Source organism: Pedobacter ginsenosidimutans, assembly GCF_001442625.1.
Taxonomy (GTDB): domain Bacteria; phylum Bacteroidota; class Bacteroidia; order Sphingobacteriales; family Sphingobacteriaceae; genus Pedobacter; species Pedobacter ginsenosidimutans.
In genome coordinates, this window is record NZ_LMZQ01000009.1 from 184469 (window position 1) to 207420 (window position 22952).

The following is a 22952-nucleotide window of genomic DNA, read 5'->3' on the forward strand; positions in this document are numbered from 1 at the left end:
TATGAAATTAACTTCCGGACATTTAACCTTCTGTACCAACATTTATGCAGGCGAAAGCTGGATGGCACATTTTGACGTGTTGAAAGATAGTTTTCCGGTATTGAAAGCGCAACTGTCGCCAGAGGCACTGATGGGTATAGGTTTGCGTCTTTCCAATCTCGCCAGTATTGAATTATTGGAAGAAAATCATCTGGAAACATTTAAGCAGTGGCTTGTGCAGGAAGGTGGATATGTTTTTACGATGAACGGATTTCCATATGGCGGTTTTCATCATACCAGGGTTAAAGATCAGGTACATGCGCCCGATTGGACGACGAGAGATCGCGTTGAATATACACTCCGTTTAGCAGAAATTCTTTCGCAGTTACTCCCCGAAGATATGGATGGAGGCATTTCAACCTCGCCATTGAGCTACAAACCTTGGTTTAAAGATGCTTTGGAAAGAGAAAAAGCTACAGTTACTGCGAGTACACATATTTTAGAAGTCGCCGAAGGCTTAGCGAAAATCTATAAAAAGACAGGTAAAATCATCCATCTCGATATCGAACCAGAACCTGATGGTTTTCTCGAATCAGGTCCCGAATTTATCAACTGGTTTGAAAACGAACTTTTACCAATTGGGAAAACATATTTTGCTGCGCAATCAGGTTTAAATGCGATTGATGCAGAAAATCTGATCAAAAAGCATATCCGTTTGTGTTATGATGTTTGCCATTTCGCAATCGGTTATGAACCGCATACTGCTATCATCAATGAATTGCAGGAGAAAGGTATTCAGATTGGAAAAATCCAGATCAGTGCCGCGCTAAAAGCTAAATTGCCAGCATCTGTTTCAGAAAGAACAGCCGTATTGGCTCAATTAGGCCGTTTTGATGAACCTACTTATCTCCATCAGGTAATTGCACGAAAAAATGATGGCTCGCTGTTGCGTTATCCCGACCTTTCTGATGCTCTGGCAGCGGGTGAAAATCCTGAAGTAGAGGAGTGGCGGGCACATTTTCATGTACCCATATTTGTTGAAGATATGGGTTTGATCCAATCTACACAGTCGGATATTACCGAGGTATTAAACTTGCAAAAAAACAACCCTTTTACCGCTCATTTAGAAGTAGAAACCTATACCTGGGAAGTTTTACCAACAGCTTTAAAAGCACCTTTGAACGATTCAATTATCAGGGAACTGGCCTGGGTTAAAAATTTATTATAAATAAGAACATGCATAAAACCGTTGTTATCGATATCGTAGCCCTATCTGCGTCCGTAATTGGAGCACATATGCCTTTTCTTCAGAAATATATTGCAGAGAACCATTTAACTACCATAGAACCTTTATTGCCGGCAGTTACAACAGCGGTGCAGTCGAGTTATCTTACAGGTAAATATCCTTCAGAAAACGGTATTGTAGGAAATGGATGGTACGATCATGCTGATGCTGAAATTAAATTCTGGAAGCAGTCTAACAAACTGGTAAATGCGGAAAAAATATGGGATCAGGCTAAAAAGGAAGATCCGGATTTTACCTGTGCTAATATGTTCTGGTGGTACAACATGTACTCAACAGCCGATTTTTCGGTAACGCCACGGCCAAATTACCTTGCCGATGGCCGTAAATTGCCGGACTGTTATTCGCAACCTGCGGAACTGCGCGACCATTTACAGGCTAAATTGGGGCAGTTCCCCTTGTTTCAGTTCTGGGGCCCTGGTGCAAATATTAAATCTACAAAATGGATTGCAGATGCTTCGATGGAAACTGAAAAGCTACACAATCCTACGCTTACCTTGATTTATTTACCCCATTTAGACTATTGCCTGCAAAAGTTTGGCCCTGAACTTGATAAAATCAGTACCGAACTGAAAGAAATCGATCAGGTGGTAGAAGAATTGGTGCGTTTTTACGAAAGTAGGGGCGCTCGCATCATTTTGCTTTCCGAATATGGCATTGCCCCGGTAAATAAGCCAATCCACCTTAACCGTTTGTTCAGGGAAAACGGTTTAATCCAGATCCGGGAAGAAAGAGGACTGGAATTACTCGATCCCGGCGCTTCGAAAGCTTTTGTCGTGGCGGATCATCAGGTAGCACATGTTTATATCAACGATAAAAGTGTAACTGAGCAGGTAAAGGCTTTATTGAAAAGTGTACCTGATATTGAATTGGTGCTTGATAAGGCAGAACAGGGGAAACACCACATTAATCACGAACGTTCTGGCGATCTGGTTCTTACCGCGAAAGAAAACAGTTGGTTTACCTATTATTTCTGGCTTGATGATGCTAAAGCTCCGGATTATGCCAGGGTGGTTGATATCCATAAGAAACCAGGTTACGATCCTGTAGAAATGTTCATGACCTCTAAATTGAGGGCAGGGTATAAACTTTTAAGGAAAAAAGCTGGCTTCCGTTATGTAATGGATGTAATTCCACTTGATGCCACTTTGGTTAAAGGATCGCATGGCAGCATTAATGTAGCCGATCAATTTAAACCTGTTCTGGTTACTTCAAAGGCAATCGATAAAACCTTACAAGCACCAGATGTTTATCAGGTAATTTGGGATAGTTTAACTGTTTGAAAAAGAATAAAGAATAATGTTCTGCTGATCTGATAGCTATCGAATCAGCTGGACGATTGTATTAAGAAGCATCTTGTTGAATTTAAGTTCAAATAAATTAATCTTTTTAAGAAGCTTACCTACAACATTATTATTATTCCCTTACAAACCTGTACCCGCAACCTTCGAAACAAGGAGGGTTAAGCTGTAGCGATTTTGCCGAAACCTTGTACTGATAAATCATCGGCATTTTATAGGTGTTGCTGTAAACCTCCATTTTTACACTGTCCAAAATTCTGAACGAAAATAAATCAGGAAGTGCATCGCCTTCAAATTTACCGGCTTTATCTGCCGATTTGTTTAGAATAAGATATTTGGTCTGGCCGCTTACCTTTTTATATCTGCCACTTCCATCACCAGGATCCTGCATCGTTTCGGTGAGTTTCCACTTACCATAAACTTCACCAGGCCCATCGTTATTACTGCCGTTGCTGTTGTTTTTTTTGCAGGATACATGAATAACGCTTGCAAACGCTAAAAGGAGTAATAATATCTTTTTCATAAAGCTTTAATTTATAGCTTATACGGTACAGAAACCCAAAACGCTACTGAAAACTGTTTTTTAGTTAATTAAACATTGAAATCCATCGTCCATTTTACATCTTCGATGGTCAATCTTATATTTTTACATCTCTCATCGCTTTATGTACCTTTCTCCTGTACGACCAATAAAACACAATCGGATACACAAAAAGGTTAAATAAGGTATTGGTAATTAACCCACCGATAACTACAATGGCCAATGGCTTTGAGGCTTCGGAACCGATTCCGGTAGAGAGTGCTGCTGGCATTAAACCAATAGCGGCCATTAAGGCCGTCATTAATACCGGCCTAAATCTGCTGGCAATCCCATCACGCATGGCATCGGTAAAAGTCCAGGTGGCGTGGTGTTTCAGCTCGGTGATATTGGTTTTGAAACGGGTAATCAGGATCACACCGTTCTGCACACAGATACCGAATAATGCTATAAAACCAATGCCTGCTGAAATATTAAAGTTTACACCTGCGGCCAACAGCCCCAATATGCCACCGATCATGGCAAAAGGAACGTTATTGAGTACCAATAGCGCATCCCTAAAATTGCCGAAAAGCACAAACAGGATAAAAAATATCAGCAACAAACTTACCGGAACAGCCTGCGATAAACGTGCAATAGCCCTTTGCTGGTTTTCGAAATCACCGGCCCACTCGAGCTGATAGCCCTGTGGCAATTTGATTTTTGCATTTACTTTTTGTTGTGCTTCGGCAATTACGCTGCCCATATCACGGCCTCTGATCGAGAATTTGATTGCCCCATAACGCTTGTGCTTATCGCGGTAAATCATACTTGGTCCGGTAATTTTGCGGATACTTGAGATTTCGCCCAATTGAACATTTGAACCCGATAGCGTAGGTATACGTAATTTACTGATCGAACTTTCGTCGTTCCTGAAATCTTCGGGATAACGGATGATGAGATCAAATTTGCGTTCACCTTCATAAATCTGTGTAGCGGCTTTACCACCGATCGCCATTTCGATCACTGCATTGGCATCTGCTGTGCTTACGCCATATAAGGCCATTTTTTTCTGATCGAGATTAATCTGTAATTCTGGCTGCCCCAGATTCCTGAGTATGCCTAAATCTTCAATACCCTCTACCGTTTTTAAAATACCTTCTATTTTTTCCTCTTCCTTTTCGATGTACCCGAAGTTTTCGCCAAACAGCTTCACTACAATTGATCCTTTTACACCTGAAACAGCTTCTTCTACATTATCAGAAATTGGCTGAGAAAAGTTGAGGCTTATACCCGGAAAGCGCTTTAATTTCTCCTGCATCCGCTCAATCAGCTGTTCTTTTGTCTGTTTCCGTTTCCATTCTTTTCGGGGGTAAATATCCACGTGGAATTCCATGTTGTAAAAACCCGTTGCATCCGTTCCATCGTTTGGCCGGCCAGTCTGCGACATCACCTGTTTTACCTCTTCGAAACTTAAAAAGATCTTTCTCATCTCGTTGGAAAGTTTTTTGGTCTCATCCAACGAAATACTCAAAGGGCCGGTAGCACGCACATAAATGGAGCCCTCATCTAAACCGGGCAAAAATTCTGTCCCCAGAAATTTAAAACTAAAAACACCTAAAAACAGCACTACAATAGAAATTCCAAAAACCAGTTTCTTTTTTTTGAAACAGAGATCGTAAAATTTAAGGGTTGCTTTGGTAATCCATTCTAAAAAGATATTGTGTTTCTCTTTTACATCCTTTTTTAGAAGTATGCTGGCCATGGCCGGTACAAGTGTGAAGGTTAAGATCAAAGCGCCCAATAAGGCAAAACTTAAAGTCCAGGCCAGGGGAGAGAACATTTTACCTTCTACTTTTTCAAAGGTGAAAATGGGGAGCAAACCAGTAATGATGATCAGTTTGGCAAATAAAATGCCTTTTCCGTTTTCTAGACAGGCTTTTTTAATAAAACCGAGTTTGCTCATTTTATTAAACTTTTCCATGCCCACTTTTTTTGCTTTTGCATCCAGCACGACGAAAATTCCTTCAACCATTACTACGGCGCCGTCTATAATGATTCCGAAATCAATTGCACCCATCGAAAGCAGGTTGGCTGGCATGCCTTTTAATTTGAGGCAGATAAATGCAAAAAGAAGTGCTAAAGGAATGATAATAGAAACGATTAAAGTGGTGCGCCAATCGGCCATGAAGAGGAATACGATCAGGGTAACAAATAAAATCCCTTCAAGCATATTGCCCATCACGGTGTGTACGGAGTAGTTAACCAGATCTTCACGGTCGTAGAAAGGTTTGATTTTTACATCATCAGGCAAAATACTGGCATTGATCGTATTTATTTTTTCTTTCAGCCTGGCAATTACATCACTTGGATTACCGCCCTTCCTCATCACAATAATGCCTTCAACCACATCGGGATCTTTGTCGCGACCAACTTGCCCTAGCCTTGGTAAAGCCGATTCTGCCACATCGGCAATGGTTTTAACATAAACAGGGGTGCCATTAATATTATCAACCACCACATTCCTGATTTCGTCGATATTGTTGAGCACGCCGATACCGCGCACCACATAAGCCTGACCACTTTGTACAATTACATCGCCGCCCACATTGATGTTGCTTTTAGATACCGCTTCGAAGAGTTCCTTCGCGCTTACACCATATTGGATGGCTTTTTGTGGATCAACAGTAATCTGGTAGGTTTTTACCTCGCCTCCAAAACTTACTACATCAGCAATGCCCGAAACAGATAAAAGTTCTCTTTGTATCACCCAATCCTGTAAGGTTTTTAACTCACGCACAGATTTTGTGTCGCTAGATAAGGTATAACGGAAGATCTCACCAGTAGGCCCGTAAGGCGGCTGTACTTCGGGTTGGATTCCTTCGGGCAGGTCTGCTTCATCGAGGTGGTTGTTTACCTGTACGCGTGCTTCAGCATAATCTACATCATCTTCGAAACTTACTTTTACGATGGATAAGCCAAATAGGGAAGAAGAACGGATGCTGGTCCGTTTTTCGGTAGGGTTCATGGCAATTTCCAAAGGTCTGCTTACAAACTTTTCTACCTCTTCGGCACTTCGGCCCGGCCATTGGGTAATGATGGTGATATTGGTATTGGTAACATCAGGAAACGCATCAATGGTGGTGTGTTTGAAGCTTAAATAACCTGCCAGAATTAAGATAAAAGTGGCAAAAAAGATGAAATATTTATTCTTCAGTGCAAAGCCTATGATGCTTTTTATGAATTTATTCATTTTTGAAATCTAGGAATGAAAAGAAATTATTGAGTTTTTAAACTTTCGAACAAGAAAACCTGTTTAGATGCGATGATGCGATCGCTGGCCTTTACACCTTTGCTGATGTAGGTTTTGTCGGCTGTTTTCCGCCCGATTTCGATCTCCTGGATCCTCACTTTGTGGTCCTGACCTAAGACTAGCACATAATTTTTGTTTTCATCGAAAATAACTGCCCTTGAGTTTAATACCGGAAGATCGATGGCCGAATTTGCTGAAACTTTTACCGTTCCGAGCATACCTGGTTTTAATAAAAATTCATGATTTGGGATCACAACCCTTGCATTCATTACCTTGCTATCCTGATCTACCTGATTATATAATTTCTCTATTTTTCCTTTAAAAACTTTGTCGGGATAGGAGAGGGTAAATAAACTCACTTCATCGCCGGCTTTAACACGCGAAATATCCGATTCGTAAATGTTGATCATAGCCCAAACGTTGGAGAGATCGGCAATGGTAAAGAGGCTTTTATTGTTATCGCTGCGCAACTGCATATTTTGTGTTACGTTTTTTTCGATCACAAAACCATTAATGGGCGATTTAATAGCATATAATCCGGTACTGCTGCCACCATTGAGTTTTAATACGGAGTTAGCCCTTTTGGCTTCTGCTTTTTTAATCTGGTAATCGTTTTTGGCTTCATCGAGCTCTTTTGCCGAGGATAAACCACTTTGGAAAAGCTGCTCGGCCTGTTTTAACGATCGCTCAGTATTTTTAAGTTCGGCGTTTGCGGTAATTACCTCTTTGTCAAATCCGGCCATTTCAGAACTGTTTACCGTGGCCAGCGTTTGTCCGTTCACAACCTGATCGCCCAACCTTACACCAACGCGGTTTACGATGCCGCTTACCATCGGAAAAAGTTCTGAGCGACGTTCTTCATCTGCTGTAATTTTGGCCGAAAACATTAGTTCTGTTTTGCTGTTGGCCTGTTGCACGGTATCAATCAGCAAGCGGTTAATCAGGGAATCGGTGATGGCAAATTTATCGTTTGGCGCGGTCGTTTTATGTTCGTTGCAGGCAAATATTAAAATGCTTGTGGCAATGAGCACAGTGTTTTTATAGAGATTTTGCATGAGATTTATTTAAAAATATTAGAACCGGTTACATAGTTGAGCTCAGCACGGGTGCTCATTCTTTCGAATTGGAGTTTATTCAGTTGCAGTGTATTTTCTTTGTAGGCATCATAGAGGTCTAAAAATTCGATCAGACTGATGTTCCTTGCTTTGAAATTTTTAATGAGGGCAGAAATAAGCGTATTAAAATCGGTACTAAAGGCAGGATCGATCTCTTCGTATAATTTTTCGTTGCGTAAAGCGGTTTTGTAGCTGTTAAATACTTCATTCTCGAGTAGGGCTTCCTGTTTTTTGATGTTCATATCGGCTGCAGCTATACCAACTTGGGCTTTTTTAATTTCACCCTGGTTTCTGGAGAAAAGTGGAATGGGAATTTTGATGCCCAAACCTGTATATTTTTCAGGATAATTACCTTTTAAATCATAACTAAGGCCAATTTCTATATCAGGAATGGCCATCGCCTTTTGCAGTTTTAAATTGCGCTCGTTGTAAAGCAGGTCGGTTTTGGCTAATTTAAGGTCAGCGCGGTTGGCTCTGGCCGAATCTAATAAGCAACTGTAAGGGACTTTATCGAGCAATCCGTTCTTAAAGTCTGCTTGATCTACAATTAAAGAAAGTGAAATATTGGCATCCAAGCCACAGAGTAGCTTAAGGTCTTTGTAATGATCTTCCAGGTCGTTCAGTAAGCCCGCCTGTTCGGCTTTGAGATTGATTAACAGTGATTTAATTCTGATGACATCTTTTGTGGCAACATTGCCCATTTTTAACTGGATATTATATGCTTTTAATAATTGATCGGTAGAGCTGATCTGTTCCTGATACAGTTTAACTGATTGTGCAGAGAAATAGGTTTTATAAAACGTGTTGACCAGTTCGAATTTTAATGTTCGCATCAGATCGAAATATTCATATTCGGCTAGCTTAACCCCGGTTTGGGCCAGTTTGATGTTTTTATTGCGTTTGCCAGCAAGTTTGAACAGTTGCGAAATAGAAGCCGCGTATTGTCCGTAAGCATAAGAGGTTTGCAGGAATTTCTTTGTTTCGTGGTTGTAAAACAGATTTTCATATTCTAGCGTAGGATTATCAAAGAGTTTGGCGGTAATAATTTCGGCCTTTGCCTGATCGATCTCGTAATTACTGGCCAGGAGATCATAATTGTATTTTAAAAAAAGGCTTTCTGCTTTGCTAAGGGTTAAGCTTAGTGCATCGGTTTGTGCAAAAGTTGCTCCAGGCCTGATGGCCAAAAAGAAAATGAGCAACGTACATATTCTTCTCATATGGCAAAGCTATCTTTGCCGAATTAAAGGGGGATTAAACGGAAATTAAAAGGGAATTAAAGTTGGGACGCTAATCGTCATGCTGAATTTATTTCAGCATCTATTCTGTCGCTAAGACCCTGAAATGAATTCAGGGTGACGATTGAGTTGTAAAATTAGAATGAAGTAATAAATAGCTACTAAAGCTTTGTCAATCTCACCGTAAAAGTGCAACCTCCTTTTTCAAGATTTGTGGTAGTTATTTCACCTTTTAGCAGATCGATAATTTTTTGAGCAATATAAAGTCCCATTCCTTCACCTTGACGGCCAAAATCTTTTGCCCGCGTATAAAAGGGTTTGAAAATATTTTCCTGTTCCTCAGTAGCGATACCTGTTCCATTGTCGGTAATGTGAATGAGAAAGTCATTTTCAGTTGCTTCAACAACAACGCTTACCTGTTGATTGTCAGAAAATTTGAAAGCATTCGAAATGATATTATCCAAGGCAATTTGTAATAGTACAGCATTGGCCAATATTTCAGGTTTTGGATCAATTGGATTTTGATAAGTAATTTTAAGATCAAGGTTTTTCTGTGCTTTCCAGTCTGATTGTATTTTGAGAAGCAGGTGGTCTAACCTGATTGGAATAAGTTGAGAATTGATCAGTTCCAGATCCATTTTTGCAAGAGCGAGCAATCCGGTAATGATGTGTTCCATTTTCTCGGCATCTTCGAGCATAGAAGCAATTACCTTTTCATAAGCTGTATGGTCTCTTTCTTTGGATAAAGCCAACTCAGCATTCATCATGATCCGCGTTACGGGTGTACGAAGTTCGTGAGAGGCATTGGCAACAAAGGTTTTCTGTAAAATAAAAGCCTGTTCCAGTTCTTCCATTAAATGATTGAAGCTTTTGGCAATCAGGTTGATTTCATCTTTGTTGTGCTTTTCTTCTACCCTGAACTCCATGTTCTGCGAACCCGCCTGTTTTACTTCCTGCATAAACTTTTGCAGGGGTTTTAGCATATTTTGTGCAATCCACCGGCTCAACAATAGCACGATTAGGGAAATTAGAATGAAGATGAAAATCATGATCTTCAATAACTTATCGAGCCTGTTGTGCGAGCCTTGATCATCTGCTGAAGCCAGGATTACAAAGTCGCCCTGATTATCTTTGTAATAAATGCCAACTACCTGCCGCTGGCCATCAGTATATTTTAAACGGCCTTTTTTGCGAACTTCATCGATAGTAGAATTGGTCCAGTATTGAGCAGAATCGCCAATAAAGGTGGCCCTGTTTTTATTGTCGTAAATGCGGGTAACTTCGCCGTTTAACTTTTGCAGGTATTTGTGGCGCACATTGTTCAACGCATCCCGGCTAATTTCGTCGGCTTCGAGGTAAAGTTTGGCCGTAACCATAGTACGGTCGGTAAGGCGCTCGAAGAAATCTGCTTCCAAAAATTTCATGAAAGTAAAATACACGGTACAGAGTACAGCAAACAGCAACGAGGTGCTGATCAGTGTAAAATATAATGCTATACGATCCTTTATCTTCATTATTTCAGGATATAACCCATATTGATTTTGGTGTGGATGAGTTTCCGTTCAAAACCCTTTTCGATCTTTTTTCGTAAGAAATTGATATACACATCAATTACATTGGTTCCGGTTTCGAAACTGATGTCCCAAACTTGCTCTGCTATAAATTGCCGCGAGAGTAAACGGTTGGGATTGCGCATAAACAATTCGAGCAACACAAATTCTTTGGCGCTAAGTTCGATTGTTTTTCCTCCACGGCTGACTTCTTTGCTGTAAGTATTGAGCACCAGGTCTTCGAAATATAATTTGTGGTCAGTTTGAGCGGTAACGATAGGTTGTCTGCGTAAAAGTGCAGCCACTCTTGCCAGGAGTTCTTTCAGGTGGAAAGGTTTTACCAGGTAATCATCAGCCCCAGCTTCTAGGCCTGTAACCTTATCATCAATAGCACCCAAAGCGGTAAGCATCAAAATCGGCGTTTGCACGGCATTTCCACGGATGTGTTTACAAAGCTGAATACCGTTAAGCCGCGGCATCATCACATCGATAATGAACAGGTTAAAGCTTTCGCCCAAGAAAAGCTCCAGCGCATCAATACCGTTGGCTACAGTAAACACCTGGTAATCGTTTTCTTCGAGTGCCGATTTTAAAAGTTCAGCAATTTTAGGGTCGTCTTCAGCTATTCCGATCTTTAGCATCCGACAAAAGTAACCATCTCATCTTAAAACGGGATTAAAATGGATAATTTGTTGATTGTATTATATTTGAATATACAAAATTCATCCGTTCCAATTCAACATCCATAAAAATGTTCGAAACTTTTGATCAGACCAACTTCCACCAGTTTTGTAATTTAGTAGGCAGCAGCGATGCAGATTTACAATCCATCTTGGATAAATATGGATACCCACCTTTCTGGTCGAGACCGAATACTTTCGAATCACTTATACATATTATCCTGGAACAACAGGTTTCTTTGGCTTCGGCATTGGCTGCCTTAAATAAACTGAAAGAAAAAATAGGAGAAGTTGTGCCTGAACGCTTATTGCTACTTACCGATCAGGAATTAAGAGATTGTTATTTCAGTCGGCAAAAAACGATTTATGTTCGTCATTTGGCCGAAAGCCTGATCAGTGGAGCATTGTCTTTAAGCAAAATGGAAACAATGGATGATACAAGCATCAGATACCAGCTTAAAACAATTAAAGGTATTGGCGATTGGACGGTTGATATTTATCTGATTTTTATTTTGCACCATACCGATGTTTTTCCGATCGGTGATTTGGCTGCGGTTAACTCATTAAAGAAAGTAAAAGGCTTGGAAGCAGGGCTAAGTAAAGAAGAAATATTGGCTGTAGCTGATCAATTTAAACCTCACCGAACCATTGCTACAATGTTGTTATGGCATGCTTATCTGGAGGAAAGGAAAAAGAAATAGATTGGTTAAGCGCGTTACGTCATTCCCAACCCGATAGCTATCGGGTTGATTGGGAACCACAACGTGCTCATCGAAGATAATCTTAATGCCAAATACTAGTGCTTTAAGATTCCCGCCTGCGCGGGAATGACGCGTCTTGTTGAATTGAGTATAAATATTTTACAAAAGTGCCCTATCCAGGTGTACATAACCGCCATCCACATGGATCAGTTGGCCTGTAGTGTGACTGGATTTATCTGATAATAAGAATACAGCCATGTTGGCAATCTCATCCACACTGGTCATTCTGTTCTCGAAAGGAATTTTATCTGTAATGTTCTTCAGTTTTTCATCACGGTCTTCGAAAGAGTTGATCCATTTCTCGTATAGCGGCGTCCAGGCTTCAGCAACAATAATCGCATTGACACGAATGCTAAAAGGCAATAATTCTACTGCCCACTCACGCGTTAAGGCATTTCTGGCACCGTTTGATGCAGCATAACCCGAAGTTCCACCTTGTCCGGTTTCTGCAGTTTTACTACCAATATTTAAAATAGAACCCTTGCTCTGTTTAAGTGCAGGTAAGGCATGTTTAGCCAAAAGGTAATAATGCACCACGTTTTTATGTAACGATTCCATAAAACCTTCATAAGTGCCATTTTCGAGGCCAATACCATCATTAACACCAGCATTGTTCACTAGGCCATCTATTCTGCCATATTTTGCTAATATTGCATCAACAATGGTTTTGCAGCTTTCGGGCATGGTGAGCTCTGCGGTAAAATAATCGGCTTTTAAGCCTAAAACTGTAATTTCCTGAAGCATTTTCAGGTTGTCGTTTTCGTTACGGCCAATAATAATGGGAAAAGCATTTTCAATGGCCAAAGCTTTTACAATTGCTGCGCCAATGCCTTTTGCGCCACCGCTCACCAGGATTATTTTGCCGTCTAAATTTAAATTCATATTTGGTTAATATTTTTGTTTTATTATTAAAAGCACAGAGAACATAGAGTTTTCACAGGGAACATAGAGGGGTATTTAGCCTTGCTTCTATAGATTTCTCTCCCGAAAATTCGGGACTGCGCTTCAGTCGAAATGACGGATCGATTGTCCATCCTCCATGGAATTAAAGGCTCACACCTCTTTTCCAGGGGATAAAATCATCCTGATTGAGTTGTACCGCCTTAGGAATTTCTTCGCCGCTGGCTACTTTAATACAGTATTCTAATATATCTTCGCCCATTTCGTTAATGGTTTTTTCGCCATTAATTACTGCTCCTGTGTCGATATCGATAATATCACTCATGCGTTTGGCCAGGATTGAATTGGTAGCCACTTTAATGGTGGGACAAACCGGATTTCCTGTTGGCGTACCCAAACCGGTAGTAAATAAAATTAAGGTTGCTCCGGCAGCAGCTTTACCTGTGGTCGCTTCCACATCATTCCCCGGGGTACATACCAAGCTTAGGCCAGGTTTAGTGGCAGGTTCTGTATAATCTAAAACATCTACAACAGGAGCGGAGCCCGCTTTACGTGCAGCACCTGCCGACTTAATCGCATCGGTAATTAAACCGTCTTTGATATTGCCTGGAGAAGGATTCATGTAAAAGCCAGAGCCAACTTTATGCGCCAGATCATCATATTCGGTCATTAAGCGGATAAATTTTTCAGCCGTTGGACGGTCCACAGACCTGTCGATCATTTCTTGCTCTACGCCACAAAGTTCAGGGAACTCGGCCAATAAAACCTTGGCCCCTAAAGCCACCAATAAATCGGCACAATAACCAACAGCTGGATTTGCAGAAATACCGCTAAAACCATCGCTACCACCACATTTTACACCCACACACATTTTGCTTAGTGGGGCTGCTGCACGTTCTTGTTTATTAATGAACATTAATCCTTCAAAAGTACTGCGGATTGAATTTTGGATCAATTGCTCTTCGCTTTGCGCTTTTTGCTGCTCGAAAATTAAAAGTGGTTTATCAAAATCGGGATCGAGCGCAAATAAGTCGCGTTTAAAATCTTCAACCTGCAAATGCTGACAGCCCAAACTTAAAACCGTTATACCAGCCACATTGGGGTGATGGGCATAGGCCGCCAATAATTTGCTTAATGTATCAGCATCCTGACGTGTTCCACCACAACCCCCATTATGCGTGAGGAATTTAATTCCATCTACATTTTTAAAGGTACGGCTGGCCTTATCTACTTTAGGTTCAAAACTAATATGATTAATGTCTTCTCCCTTTTCAAAGGCCTGAACCAGTTTATGGGTGTAAGCTTTATATTTATCATCTACCGCATAACCCAACTCACTGTAAAGCGATTCTTTAATGATATCCAGATTTCTGTTTTCGCAAAATACAGTCGGGATAAACAACCAATAGTTTGCGGTGCCCACTGCGCCATTTTTACGGTGATAACCATTAAAGCTGCGGTTGGTATATTTACTTACATCGGGGGCTTCCCATTTGTAATTAACATTGCGATAGGCAAATGGCTCTGCAGCATGTTTGGTATTCTCTACATTCATCCGCATACCAGCCTTTACATCAAATTGTACCTTTCCAACCAAAACGCCGTACATCATTACCTCATCACCTGCTTTCATATCCTGCATAAAAAATTTATGCTTGGCAGGGATTTCATCAACAGTAACGTAGGTATTCCCTTCATGCACTATTTTGGTGTCTTTAGGTAAATCTTGTAACGCAACCAAAACATTATCAGCATTGTTAATCTTGATGACTAATTTTTTCATTGTCAATTTTATAATCTAAACTAATTTCTTTTTCAATGTGATTGGGTTTCCATCCTTTCCATCCGAAGTAGAAAACCACTAAAAAGCATATAAAAGGTACCAAATACCCATATTGTATATTGTGTGTAGCATCTGATATTAACCCCAATATCGGAGGTAAAAAAGCACCACCAACAATAGACATCACAATTAACGATGAACCCAGTTTTGTATCTTTACCCAAACCTGCTATGCCCAATGAGAATATGGTTGGGAACATGATCGACATAAAGAAAGAGACACCGATTAAAGCATAAACGGTAATCATGCCGCTTGCAAAAATAGATACGAGGGTAAGTACAGCACTGATTAATGCGTAAAGCATCAATAGTTTATGGGCAGCTACGTATCTCATGAAGAAAGTTCCGGCGAACCTGCCAATCATAAAAGCCAGGCCTGCCGCACCAGCGTACCATTTTGCTGCATCCTGACTAATACCTGCAGAAGAGGTTACAAAACTGATGAATAAACTCAATACGCAAACCTGTGCGCCTACATAAAAAAACTGACCGATGATGGCCCAACGCAAATGGCTATGGCCCAATACATGTGCAAAACTGCTTTTTTCCTGGGCATTTTCTTCTTCCTTAATATCTGGCAGCTTGGTGAAAATAAATAGGATGGCTACAACAATAATCAGGATACCCAAAATTAGATAAGGCGCTTTTACCGTCGACGCCTCTTCAAGCATATAAGCCTGTTTTTCTAAAGGCAACATTTTCGCCAATTGGGCATCGGTATATTTTACTTCGGTAAAAATAAATTTACCACCAAGTACTGGTGCTAAAAATGCAGCTAAACCATTAAAAGACTGAGAGAAATTTAAACGCTGGGTAGCTGTTTCTGGTGGTCCCAGTACGGTAACATAAGGATTTGCCGCTGTTTCCAGGAAGGTTAAACCACAGGCGATAATAAAAAGTGCACCTAAGAAAAATATATATTGTGCAGTATTGGCTGCGGGTATAAATAATAAACAGCCGATGGCGAATAAAACGAGACCTAATATGATACCACTTTTATACCCATACTTGCGCATAATGTAGCCTGCAGGTAGCGCCAATAAAAAATAAGCGATAAAAACCGAAGAATCGACCAGGGTAGATTCGAAAACGTTTAGTTGAAAAGCTTTGCGTAAATGCGGAATTAATACAGGATCGAGATTGTGGACAAAACCCCAGAAGAAAAAGAGGCTGGTGACCAAAATTAGTGGAAATAAATATCCCTTGCCATTTTTTGGTGTATCGGATACCTGAAAGTTCGTTGATGGAGTGTGACTCATGTTTTATTTGGTTATAATGGTTTAAGCAGGTTCTTTTTGGTTAGATGTTGTATTACAAATTAAACCGTTAAGCGTTAATAAAAATTTAACATTATGATCTAATTATTAAATGATATTGGCTCAATTTTTTACATTGCAAAATAATTTTGCATATTAGATTGATTTTTTAAAATTTTATGAAACCGCATTTACTTAATGTATCTACTAATTCGGTAGATTCTTTTAGCGCTCGAAGAGACATTATGCCTGATATAAACAACCGTTGGCATTACCACTCTGCATTAGAATTGATCTACGTTAAAGAAGGTAGGGGAACGCAGTTTATTGGCGATAGTATTAAAAATTTCAAGGATGGTGATGTTGTTCTGCTCGGGAGCAATTTGCCCCACTACTGGCGCTTCGACCCAGAATTTTTTGATGAAACAGCTGGTGAGCCGGTTGATGTTTATGCGATTCATTTTAAGGAGGATTTTTTGGGTAAGGATTTTCTCGACCTTCCCGAAAATCAGGAGATCAAAAAAGTCTTGCTTCAATCGAGACAGGGAATTCAGTTGCAAGGCGCCTCAAAAGAGAGAATTGCCGGCTTAATGCCACAGATTATTGAGGCTACGGGTACCATGAAGATTATAAAAATACTTGAGGTATTAACTGAAATAGCCAATTGTGAAGAAAAAAATATATTAGTTTCGCTAGGGTTTAAGCCAAACTTTCTGAAGAACGAAAAAGACAGGATCCAATCTATTTATAACTATACCATCAGCAATTACAAAAATAAAATAGAACTAAAGGAAATTGCTGCGGTAGCTAAAATTAGTCCCAATTCTTTCTGTAAATTCTTTAAAACTAAAAGTAGAAAAACTTATACGCAGTTTCTGAACGAGATTAGAGTAGGGCAGGCCTGTAAGTTATTGATCGAAAATGATCTAACCGTTAAAGAAATCTGCTACGACTGCGGCTTTTACAACTTTACCAGTTTCCATAAATACTTTAGGGAGATAACCGGTAAAACACCGTTGAAATATCAGCAGGCCTTTTCTAAGCAATAGCTATAGCCAATGAAGTCTGTTTTTTAAAATATGACTTCCTAATTCTACAATATTTGCCACTTTATTTAAGTTTTTCTGCTTAGTTTTGCTCAAAACCAAATATTAATAGTTGAAGTTTTAATGATTTTTATCCTTTATCGATTTTAAAACATAAGAATGTTAAAACTAATTTTTGATTTATAGGTTTATAGCTTAAGTTTGCATTTCTAACTGAATATTTTATGAGCAATATCTCTAATCCGAAACCGGTGAAAAAGGGCGATAGGATGGACAATGACCATAATAACCTTAATGAGTCTTATACCCCTGGTTCAAAACATAAGTTTGAAGGATGGCCGATTTTATGGATCCTGATAGCTATATTTTTAATCTCCGCAGTTTTATGGTATACAGGAGCTGCACCCTACCTGATTAAGTGGATCGCCAATAAATAAAAAGATGTTTTTAAAGTGGTCAGTTTGGCCATAACATTTCATTGTCTTTCTGTGAGAAAGTTCAATGTATTGGCTTAAAGGGAGACGTTAACTTTGATGACGGGAAAAGAACTGATTAAAATTTTTCATCATCGCTGGGAATCTGCTCAGCGGAGAAATAGCAGTACAACATTAATCCAAAGGAAACAATATAAAATACCGCTGTGATTAAAAGGAATGTGCTCATATAAATAGTTATTTGGTTAGTGTAATTATAACGTTAAGTTATCTTAAATTATATAGGGCGATGCATTTATTTTATATTAATTATTAACATAATTAATTTTAATGTTGAAAACTATTTATATAGTTGGTTTTGTAGTGTCGATTTGTCATTCTGCTGTTCCTCGGTATCTGTTTACCTCGCTTGAAATTTATCGCGGTATTGAGTAGGCGTCATCCCAACTGATTTTCTGAACACTTTCCTAAATGCTTTGGGATCATTGTAGCCGGAGTTATAAATTACCTCTGTCATTTGTTGAGCAGTTTGCTCTAATAACTTTTTAGCTGCTTCGATACGGGTTTGTTGAAGATACTCGATAGGCGTAATACCAATCACCTGTTTAAAACGACGTACAATATTTCTTCTACTGGAAGGAATATCTTTAATCATCTCTTCGATGGTAGCTACATCCTGATAATTGTTTTCAATTTTTTCTTGAGCAGAGGCAACAATATCGTCATTGTGATGACGGATAGGCTGGAAGGTGCTAAAGTATGATTGGTTTACACGGTCCATATCGATCGCAAAAATCTTCGCCACCTTAATGGCCATATCTTTTCCACAATGAAGCTGTAAAAGATGCAGCAATAAATGAAAAGTAGAGGTTGCTCCACCACTTGTAAATAATTTTCCATCCTGTGTTACCGTTTTATCAGCCTTTAAATGAACCAGGGGGAATGCCATAGAAAAGGCAGAGCAGGCATCAACATGTGTGGTAGCCGCTTTACCATCCAGCAATCCTGATGCTGCAAGTAAAAATGCACCAGTACAAAAAGTAGCAATTTCTGCGCCTGCTGCATGTTGTTTGTTTAACCAGGGGATATAGTTTCGGTTTGCTGCGATGGAATCTTTAATATCGTTGGTTGCAAATGAAGGAACCAAAATAAGATCAAGATGTGCAGCTTTTTGCAAGGGCACACAAGGATGCGCACTAAAATTGTAATTTTTATCCTCCAGTGTAATTAAACTAATGTTAAATGGAGTTTCGAGGCCATCTTTCCGATAAAATCCATTAACAGTATCAAATACATCCAAAATAGCCGCTATGCTTAATAATCTGAAATTTTGGGGCAGTAAAACACCTACTTGTATCATTTGGTTAAAAATTTAAGTATCGTAAATATATAAAAATTGTCTGAAATGCCCCTTAAGATTGACTTTTACGGCAACGGTGTTCAGCTAAATTAACAACTAACTTTATTTTCAGTTAATCAACTAATTAATAAACATATGAAAACCACCCCAAAGAGTAGCAGAATGTACGGCTTTATAGTGTTGTACGAAATGCAAACAGATTTTTTAGTAAGGGCTTTAGATGGGATAGACCAAAAGGATGCACATAAAAGATTAGATACGAAAGCAAATCACATTGCCTGGATTACCGGGAGTGTGGTGCATGGCCGCTATTTTCTGGCCAAATCATTTGGTATCGATATTCCATCCGTAACCGACGAACTTTTTGCCAATAACAAAGGGATTGTAGATGATGCCACTTATCCTTTACTCGCAGATTTCATTAAAGATTGGGCAGCAATTTCTCCAAAGTTACAGGAGGCTTTAACCCAGGCTACTGATGAGAAACTGGAAGAGAAACTCAATATCCCCGGAATGGAGATCACATTGTTTGAAATGATCAGCTTTAGCAGTTATAGAGAAGCCAATTGCATCGGGCAGATTGCCTTATGGCGCAGGTTATTAAACTATCCTGGAATGAATTATATGTAAACTATGGAAAAAATAATTAGAGAAGCCGATGAAACTTTGTCGGCATTAGAATATGAGTTTTCGAGATTTGATTCCCCACAGATCAACGAGGTACCTTTTGAAGGGAGCTGGACTGCAGGCCAATTGGCTGAGCACCTGGTTTTGTCGAATTCAGGTTTCCTGGAGGTGATTAATGGGCCGGTAACCGAAACAGATAAACCGGCAGATTTAATGGTAAAAGAAATCAGAAAAGATTTTTTGAATTTCAATGTGAAGTACAATTCGCCTAAAGAGATCTATCCTGAAGACAGGACATATAATCAACCTGAATTATTAAAAAGTTTAAAGCAGATCAGGGAGGGGATATCAGATGCGATAACTGGTTTGGATTTAACTAAAACATGTACCGCTTATGAGCTGCCCGGATATGGCTTTCTAACCCGGTTGGAGGCAATTTATTTCGTGATTTATCATACACAAAGACATGTTCATCAGTTAAAGAATATTTACAATGAGCTGGATAGCAATTGATTTTTAATTAAATTTATGAGAAACAACAGGCTTAATCTACTAAATCCCTATATCGGCAAATGGAAAACAGAAGGTTTAACAAAATCAGGTGATATAATCACTGGAACCGATACCTACGAATGGGTTGATGGTGGTTTTTTCTTAATGCATCAGGTAGATATCATGTTTGGTGATAAAAAGATCCGATCGTTGGAAATTACGCACTATGATGATATGGAGGATGTTTTTAGGTCGCAATCGTTCGATAATGAAGGCAATATTTCCATATCTACCCTTAAAATTTACGATGATATTATTTTAATATTTGCCGATACAGAAAGATTTAAAGGGAATTTTAAAACAAATACTATTGAAGGGACATGGGAACAGTTTGATGGTAAAAACTGGGTACCATGGATGGATATCAAATTAACAAAACTTGAAAATGGGCAGTAAGGAGCACAAGCAGAAAGCAGATCAGGTTGATAATTACATGGAAAAACTCCAGCATCCTTTTAAACAGGAGGTCGAGCGGTTACGAAGTATCATACTGAATGCAAATCCTAAACTGCAAGAAAGAGTGAAGTGGAATTCACCAAGTTTTTTTTATATAAAAGATTTGGCTGCTTTTAACCTTAGGGCAAAAGGATATGTGCAGATCATTTTTATTTTTTACGATGGAAATATGATCGAAGATCCATCTTTATTACAAGGTAATTGGAAAGATAGGCGTGAAGCAAGGTTTCACAGTATGGCCGATATTGAAGCAAAACAATCTGCGCTTGAGCAGTTGGTAAATAATTGGGTTAAACTGATAGAAAGTAAATAACAATTAACATCCCAAAGGGAAAAAACAACAAAACAATGGCAACAATTAACACTTGATAATAATAGGGGGGGAGCCCTGAGTCCTTAGTTCATGGTATTTTATTAATTAAGTGTACAATAATATAAATCGCGGGTGCGGTAATATAAATCGCGGGTGCGGTAATATAAATCGTGGGTGCAATAATATAAATCGTGGGTGCAATAATATAAATCGCGGGTACAATAATATAAATCACGGGTGCGGTAATATAAAGAGCGAATTAGATAATATAAATGGTCAGTAGCTCATGGTTAATGGACTATGGCTATTAACCATAAAACCATCAACCAAAACAGATTAACTTATTATTACACCCATGTACCCATGCCCAATGTGCTAATGACTAATGAACAAATGCCCAATAAACTATAAATAACTTTTATTATTTTTAAATTTAGAAACCAAAAATTAAACCACTATGAAAATTGCAGTTATTATTGTACGCGTGCTATTAGCCGCCATGTATCTTTTTGCTTCTGTAAGCTATTTTCTTAATTTAATGCCTAAGGCTCCGGAAATGACAGCGGCACAAACTAGTTTTATGACTGGCTTGATGGCATCTGTGTACCTTTTTCCATTGATCAAAATAACCGAACTGGTTAGTGGTATACTATTGCTTATTGGCCGTACAGCACCTTTAGCTGCACTCATAATTTTCCCGGTTACCTTAAACATTTTTCTTTACCATGCGTTTTTAGGTCCGAAAGATTTACCAATGGTTGCCGTAATGCTCCTGTTTAACTTATTCCTGCTTTATGCATATCGTGCCAAGTACCTACCGATCGTTTCAAAGTAAATTTTAGGATTTTCAAAAGTTCTCATAATTTTTCTCTTTATTTAGTGTTTCCATATAAGGTGTAATTATTATCTTTAGAAACTAACTAGAAATAAAAAATATGAGAAAGTTACCATTTTTAATGCTGCTTTTTGTTGCAGTATCGTTTTCTGCATTTGCACAGAACAAAGATGCTATTGTAGGCAAATGGCTTAATCCATCGGGTGAGGGGCAAATAGAAATTTATAAAAAAGGCGATAAATATTATGGGAAATTAGCCTGGATGAAGGAACCCAATCTAAATGGTAAACCTAAATTAGATGCTAAAAACCCTGACGAAAAGCTACAAAAGCGTGCTTTATTGAATCTGGAAATATTAAAGGATTTTGTTTACGATGATGGTAAGTGGACTGATGGAACGATTTACGATCCGAAAAGTGGCAAAACATACAGCTGTAATATGTCTTTAAAAAGTACCGATGTGTTAAACGTTCGCGGTTATGTAGGTATTTCTCTTTTAGGCCGATCAGAAACTTTTAGACGGGTAAAATAATTTATAGATGAAGAAAATTCTATGGTGCCTTTTAATGGCACCTTTTTTTTGCACTGCACAGTCGTATTCCTTTAAACCCTTAAACGAGAATACCAAAACCAGTTTACGGGGTTTAAGTGTCGTATCAGATCGGGTTACCTGGGTAAGTGGTAGTAATGGATCGGTAGGTAAAACTACTGATGGTGGTATAACCTGGAAATGGTTAAAACCAAAGGGCTACGAAAAAATCGATTTCAGGGATATCGAGGCTTTCGACGATAAGCAAGCCATTATTGTGGGCATTGCATCGCCGGCATACATTCTGAAAACAGTAGATGGAGGCGAAACCTGGACAGAAAATTATAAAAATGTAGATTCTGCTATATTTTTGGATGGGGTAGGTTTCTGGGATAAAGATAAAGGACTCATTTTTGGCGATCCTATTAATGATAATATGCAGTTGCTCAAAACCCTGGATGCAGGTAAAACCTGGCAGGATATATCTGCAAACCTCAAAACTAAATTATCAAAAGGTGAGGCGAGTTTTGCGGCCAGTGGAACAACCATTAAAACGTTGGCTGGTGGTAAAACCTGGATTGCATCAGGTGGAGCAGTAGCCAACATTTACTTTTCTCCGGATTATGGACAAAACTGGCAGGTATTTAAATGCTCTATTTTACAGGGCGAAAATAGCACAGGTCCTTTCTCCATTGATTTTTTGAATGAAAAAATTGGTGTAACTGTTGGCGGAAACTATGTAAAAGATAAAGAAAATACCAATAATATTCTTTTAACGAGCGATGGAGGCAAAACCTGGCAAAAGCCAGTTACCCCGGTTTTAGGCTTCCGGTCGGGTGTAACCTATATTAATGCTAAAACCTTAATTGCTACAGGTACTTCAGGAACAGATATTTCTACTGATGGCGGTCAAAACTGGAAACACATTTCTGATAAAAGTTTTAATGCCGTTCAAAAAGCAAAAAAAGGTAAACAGGTTGTTCTTGCAGGAGAAAAAGGTAATATTTATCAATTGGAGATCAACAAATAAAATTTCAATCCTATTACG

At 39.1% G+C, this 22952-nt stretch carries 22 protein-coding genes; 12 read left to right on the top strand and 10 right to left on the bottom strand.

The genetic code is table 11. From position 1 onward, the window contains the following. Nucleotide 1: 1 nt before the first annotated feature. Nucleotides 2-1207: a metabolite traffic protein EboE gene (gene eboE / locus ASU31_RS14285; protein WP_057932966.1), complete on the top strand. Its 1206-nt coding sequence runs from the start codon at nucleotides 2-4 to the stop codon at nucleotides 1205-1207. A gap of 8 nt (nucleotides 1208-1215) precedes the next feature. Further along, nucleotides 1216-2565: an alkaline phosphatase family protein gene (locus ASU31_RS14290; RefSeq protein WP_057932967.1), complete on the top strand. Its 1350-nt coding sequence runs from the start codon at nucleotides 1216-1218 to the stop codon at nucleotides 2563-2565. A gap of 133 nt (nucleotides 2566-2698) precedes the next feature. Here the strand turns inward: ASU31_RS14290 and ASU31_RS14295 are convergent, their stop codons facing one another. From ASU31_RS14295 to ASU31_RS14320, 6 genes are all read right to left on the bottom strand, one after another. Beyond that, nucleotides 2699-3106, bottom strand: a complete 408-nt coding sequence (locus ASU31_RS14295) for a hypothetical protein (RefSeq protein ID WP_057932968.1) — start codon at nucleotides 3104-3106, stop codon at nucleotides 2699-2701. Between the two features lie 115 nt (nucleotides 3107-3221). Continuing rightward, nucleotides 3222-6353: an efflux RND transporter permease subunit gene (locus tag ASU31_RS14300; RefSeq protein WP_057932969.1), complete on the bottom strand. Its 3132-nt coding sequence runs from the start codon at nucleotides 6351-6353 to the stop codon at nucleotides 3222-3224. 26 nt (nucleotides 6354-6379) lie between these two features. Continuing rightward, entirely contained in the window at nucleotides 6380-7468 is a 1089-nt protein-coding gene (locus tag ASU31_RS14305) for an efflux RND transporter periplasmic adaptor subunit (RefSeq protein ID WP_057932970.1), read from the bottom strand. A gap of 5 nt (nucleotides 7469-7473) precedes the next feature. Further along, nucleotides 7474-8745 carry a TolC family protein gene (locus ASU31_RS14310; RefSeq protein ID WP_057932971.1) on the bottom strand — a complete coding sequence of 424 codons (1272 nt, stop codon included), beginning with the start codon at nucleotides 8743-8745 and terminating at the stop codon, nucleotides 7474-7476. Between the two features lie 179 nt (nucleotides 8746-8924). Further along, nucleotides 8925-10277 (bottom strand): sensor histidine kinase, encoded by a 1353-nt coding sequence (locus ASU31_RS14315; RefSeq protein ID WP_057932972.1) that lies wholly within the window; start codon nucleotides 10275-10277, stop codon nucleotides 8925-8927. Further along, nucleotides 10277-10954 (bottom strand): response regulator transcription factor, encoded by a 678-nt coding sequence (locus ASU31_RS14320; protein WP_057932973.1) that lies wholly within the window; start codon nucleotides 10952-10954, stop codon nucleotides 10277-10279. The genes ASU31_RS14315 and ASU31_RS14320 overlap by 1 nt, the downstream gene beginning before the upstream one ends. 110 nt (nucleotides 10955-11064) lie before the next feature. On the opposite strand from ASU31_RS14320, the gene ASU31_RS14325 reads away from it, so the two are divergent. Next, complete coding sequence (locus ASU31_RS14325) at nucleotides 11065-11694, top strand: DNA-3-methyladenine glycosylase family protein (protein ID WP_057932974.1); 630 nt, start codon at nucleotides 11065-11067, stop codon at nucleotides 11692-11694. A 159-nt stretch (nucleotides 11695-11853) separates the two neighbouring features. Here ASU31_RS14325 and ASU31_RS14330 read toward each other — a convergent pair whose 3' ends face one another. From ASU31_RS14330 to fucP, 3 genes are all read right to left on the bottom strand, one after another. Then, nucleotides 11854-12636, bottom strand: a complete 783-nt coding sequence (locus ASU31_RS14330) for an L-fucose dehydrogenase (RefSeq protein ID WP_057932975.1) — start codon at nucleotides 12634-12636, stop codon at nucleotides 11854-11856. A gap of 163 nt (nucleotides 12637-12799) precedes the next feature. Next, nucleotides 12800-14437, bottom strand: coding sequence for a UxaA family hydrolase (locus ASU31_RS14335; RefSeq protein WP_057932976.1), 1638 nt, complete (start codon nucleotides 14435-14437; stop codon nucleotides 12800-12802). Continuing rightward, complete coding sequence (gene fucP / locus ASU31_RS14340; RefSeq protein WP_057932977.1) at nucleotides 14412-15755, bottom strand: L-fucose:H+ symporter permease; 1344 nt, start codon at nucleotides 15753-15755, stop codon at nucleotides 14412-14414. Before fucP ends, ASU31_RS14335 begins: the two co-directional genes overlap by 26 nt. A 176-nt stretch (nucleotides 15756-15931) precedes the next feature. On the opposite strand from fucP, the gene ASU31_RS14345 reads away from it, so the two are divergent. Next, nucleotides 15932-16801, top strand: a complete 870-nt coding sequence (locus ASU31_RS14345; RefSeq protein ID WP_057932978.1) for an AraC family transcriptional regulator — start codon at nucleotides 15932-15934, stop codon at nucleotides 16799-16801. A gap of 221 nt (nucleotides 16802-17022) precedes the next feature. Continuing rightward, nucleotides 17023-17235 carry a hypothetical protein gene (locus ASU31_RS14350; RefSeq protein WP_057932979.1) on the top strand — a complete coding sequence of 71 codons (213 nt, stop codon included), beginning with the start codon at nucleotides 17023-17025 and terminating at the stop codon, nucleotides 17233-17235. A gap of 397 nt (nucleotides 17236-17632) precedes the next feature. Here the strand turns inward: ASU31_RS14350 and ASU31_RS14355 are convergent, their stop codons facing one another. Continuing rightward, complete coding sequence (locus ASU31_RS14355) at nucleotides 17633-18592, bottom strand: GlxA family transcriptional regulator (protein ID WP_057932980.1); 960 nt, start codon at nucleotides 18590-18592, stop codon at nucleotides 17633-17635. Between the two features lie 135 nt (nucleotides 18593-18727). Here ASU31_RS14355 and ASU31_RS14360 point away from each other — a divergent pair, with 135 nt between their 5' ends. The 7 genes from ASU31_RS14360 to ASU31_RS14390 all read left to right on the top strand — a co-directional run bounded on the left by ASU31_RS14360 (nucleotide 18728) and on the right by ASU31_RS14390 (nucleotide 22934). After that, on the top strand, nucleotides 18728-19222 hold the full coding sequence (locus tag ASU31_RS14360; RefSeq protein WP_057932981.1) for a hypothetical protein: 495 nt from the start codon (nucleotides 18728-18730) through the stop codon (nucleotides 19220-19222). 3 nt (nucleotides 19223-19225) lie between these two features. Continuing rightward, on the top strand, nucleotides 19226-19732 hold the full coding sequence (locus ASU31_RS14365; RefSeq protein WP_057932982.1) for a DinB family protein: 507 nt from the start codon (nucleotides 19226-19228) through the stop codon (nucleotides 19730-19732). A gap of 15 nt (nucleotides 19733-19747) precedes the next feature. Beyond that, nucleotides 19748-20167, top strand: a complete 420-nt coding sequence (locus ASU31_RS14370) for a hypothetical protein (RefSeq protein WP_057932983.1) — start codon at nucleotides 19748-19750, stop codon at nucleotides 20165-20167. Continuing rightward, a complete protein-coding gene (locus tag ASU31_RS14375; RefSeq protein ID WP_057932984.1) occupies nucleotides 20157-20540 on the top strand; it encodes a DUF1801 domain-containing protein in 384 nt (127 codons plus the stop codon). Before ASU31_RS14370 ends, ASU31_RS14375 begins: the two co-directional genes overlap by 11 nt. A 457-nt stretch (nucleotides 20541-20997) precedes the next feature. Then, a complete protein-coding gene (locus tag ASU31_RS14380; RefSeq protein WP_057932985.1) occupies nucleotides 20998-21375 on the top strand; it encodes a DoxX family membrane protein in 378 nt (125 codons plus the stop codon). 100 nt (nucleotides 21376-21475) lie between these two features. Next, the gene (locus tag ASU31_RS14385) at nucleotides 21476-21907 is read left to right on the top strand and encodes a DUF2147 domain-containing protein (protein WP_057932986.1); all 432 of its coding nucleotides are present in this window, start codon (nucleotides 21476-21478) and stop codon (nucleotides 21905-21907) included. Nucleotides 21908-21914: 7 nt separating this feature from the next. Further along, entirely contained in the window at nucleotides 21915-22934 is a 1020-nt protein-coding gene (locus ASU31_RS14390; RefSeq protein WP_057932987.1) for a WD40/YVTN/BNR-like repeat-containing protein, read from the top strand. Nucleotides 22935-22952 lie beyond the last annotated feature (18 nt).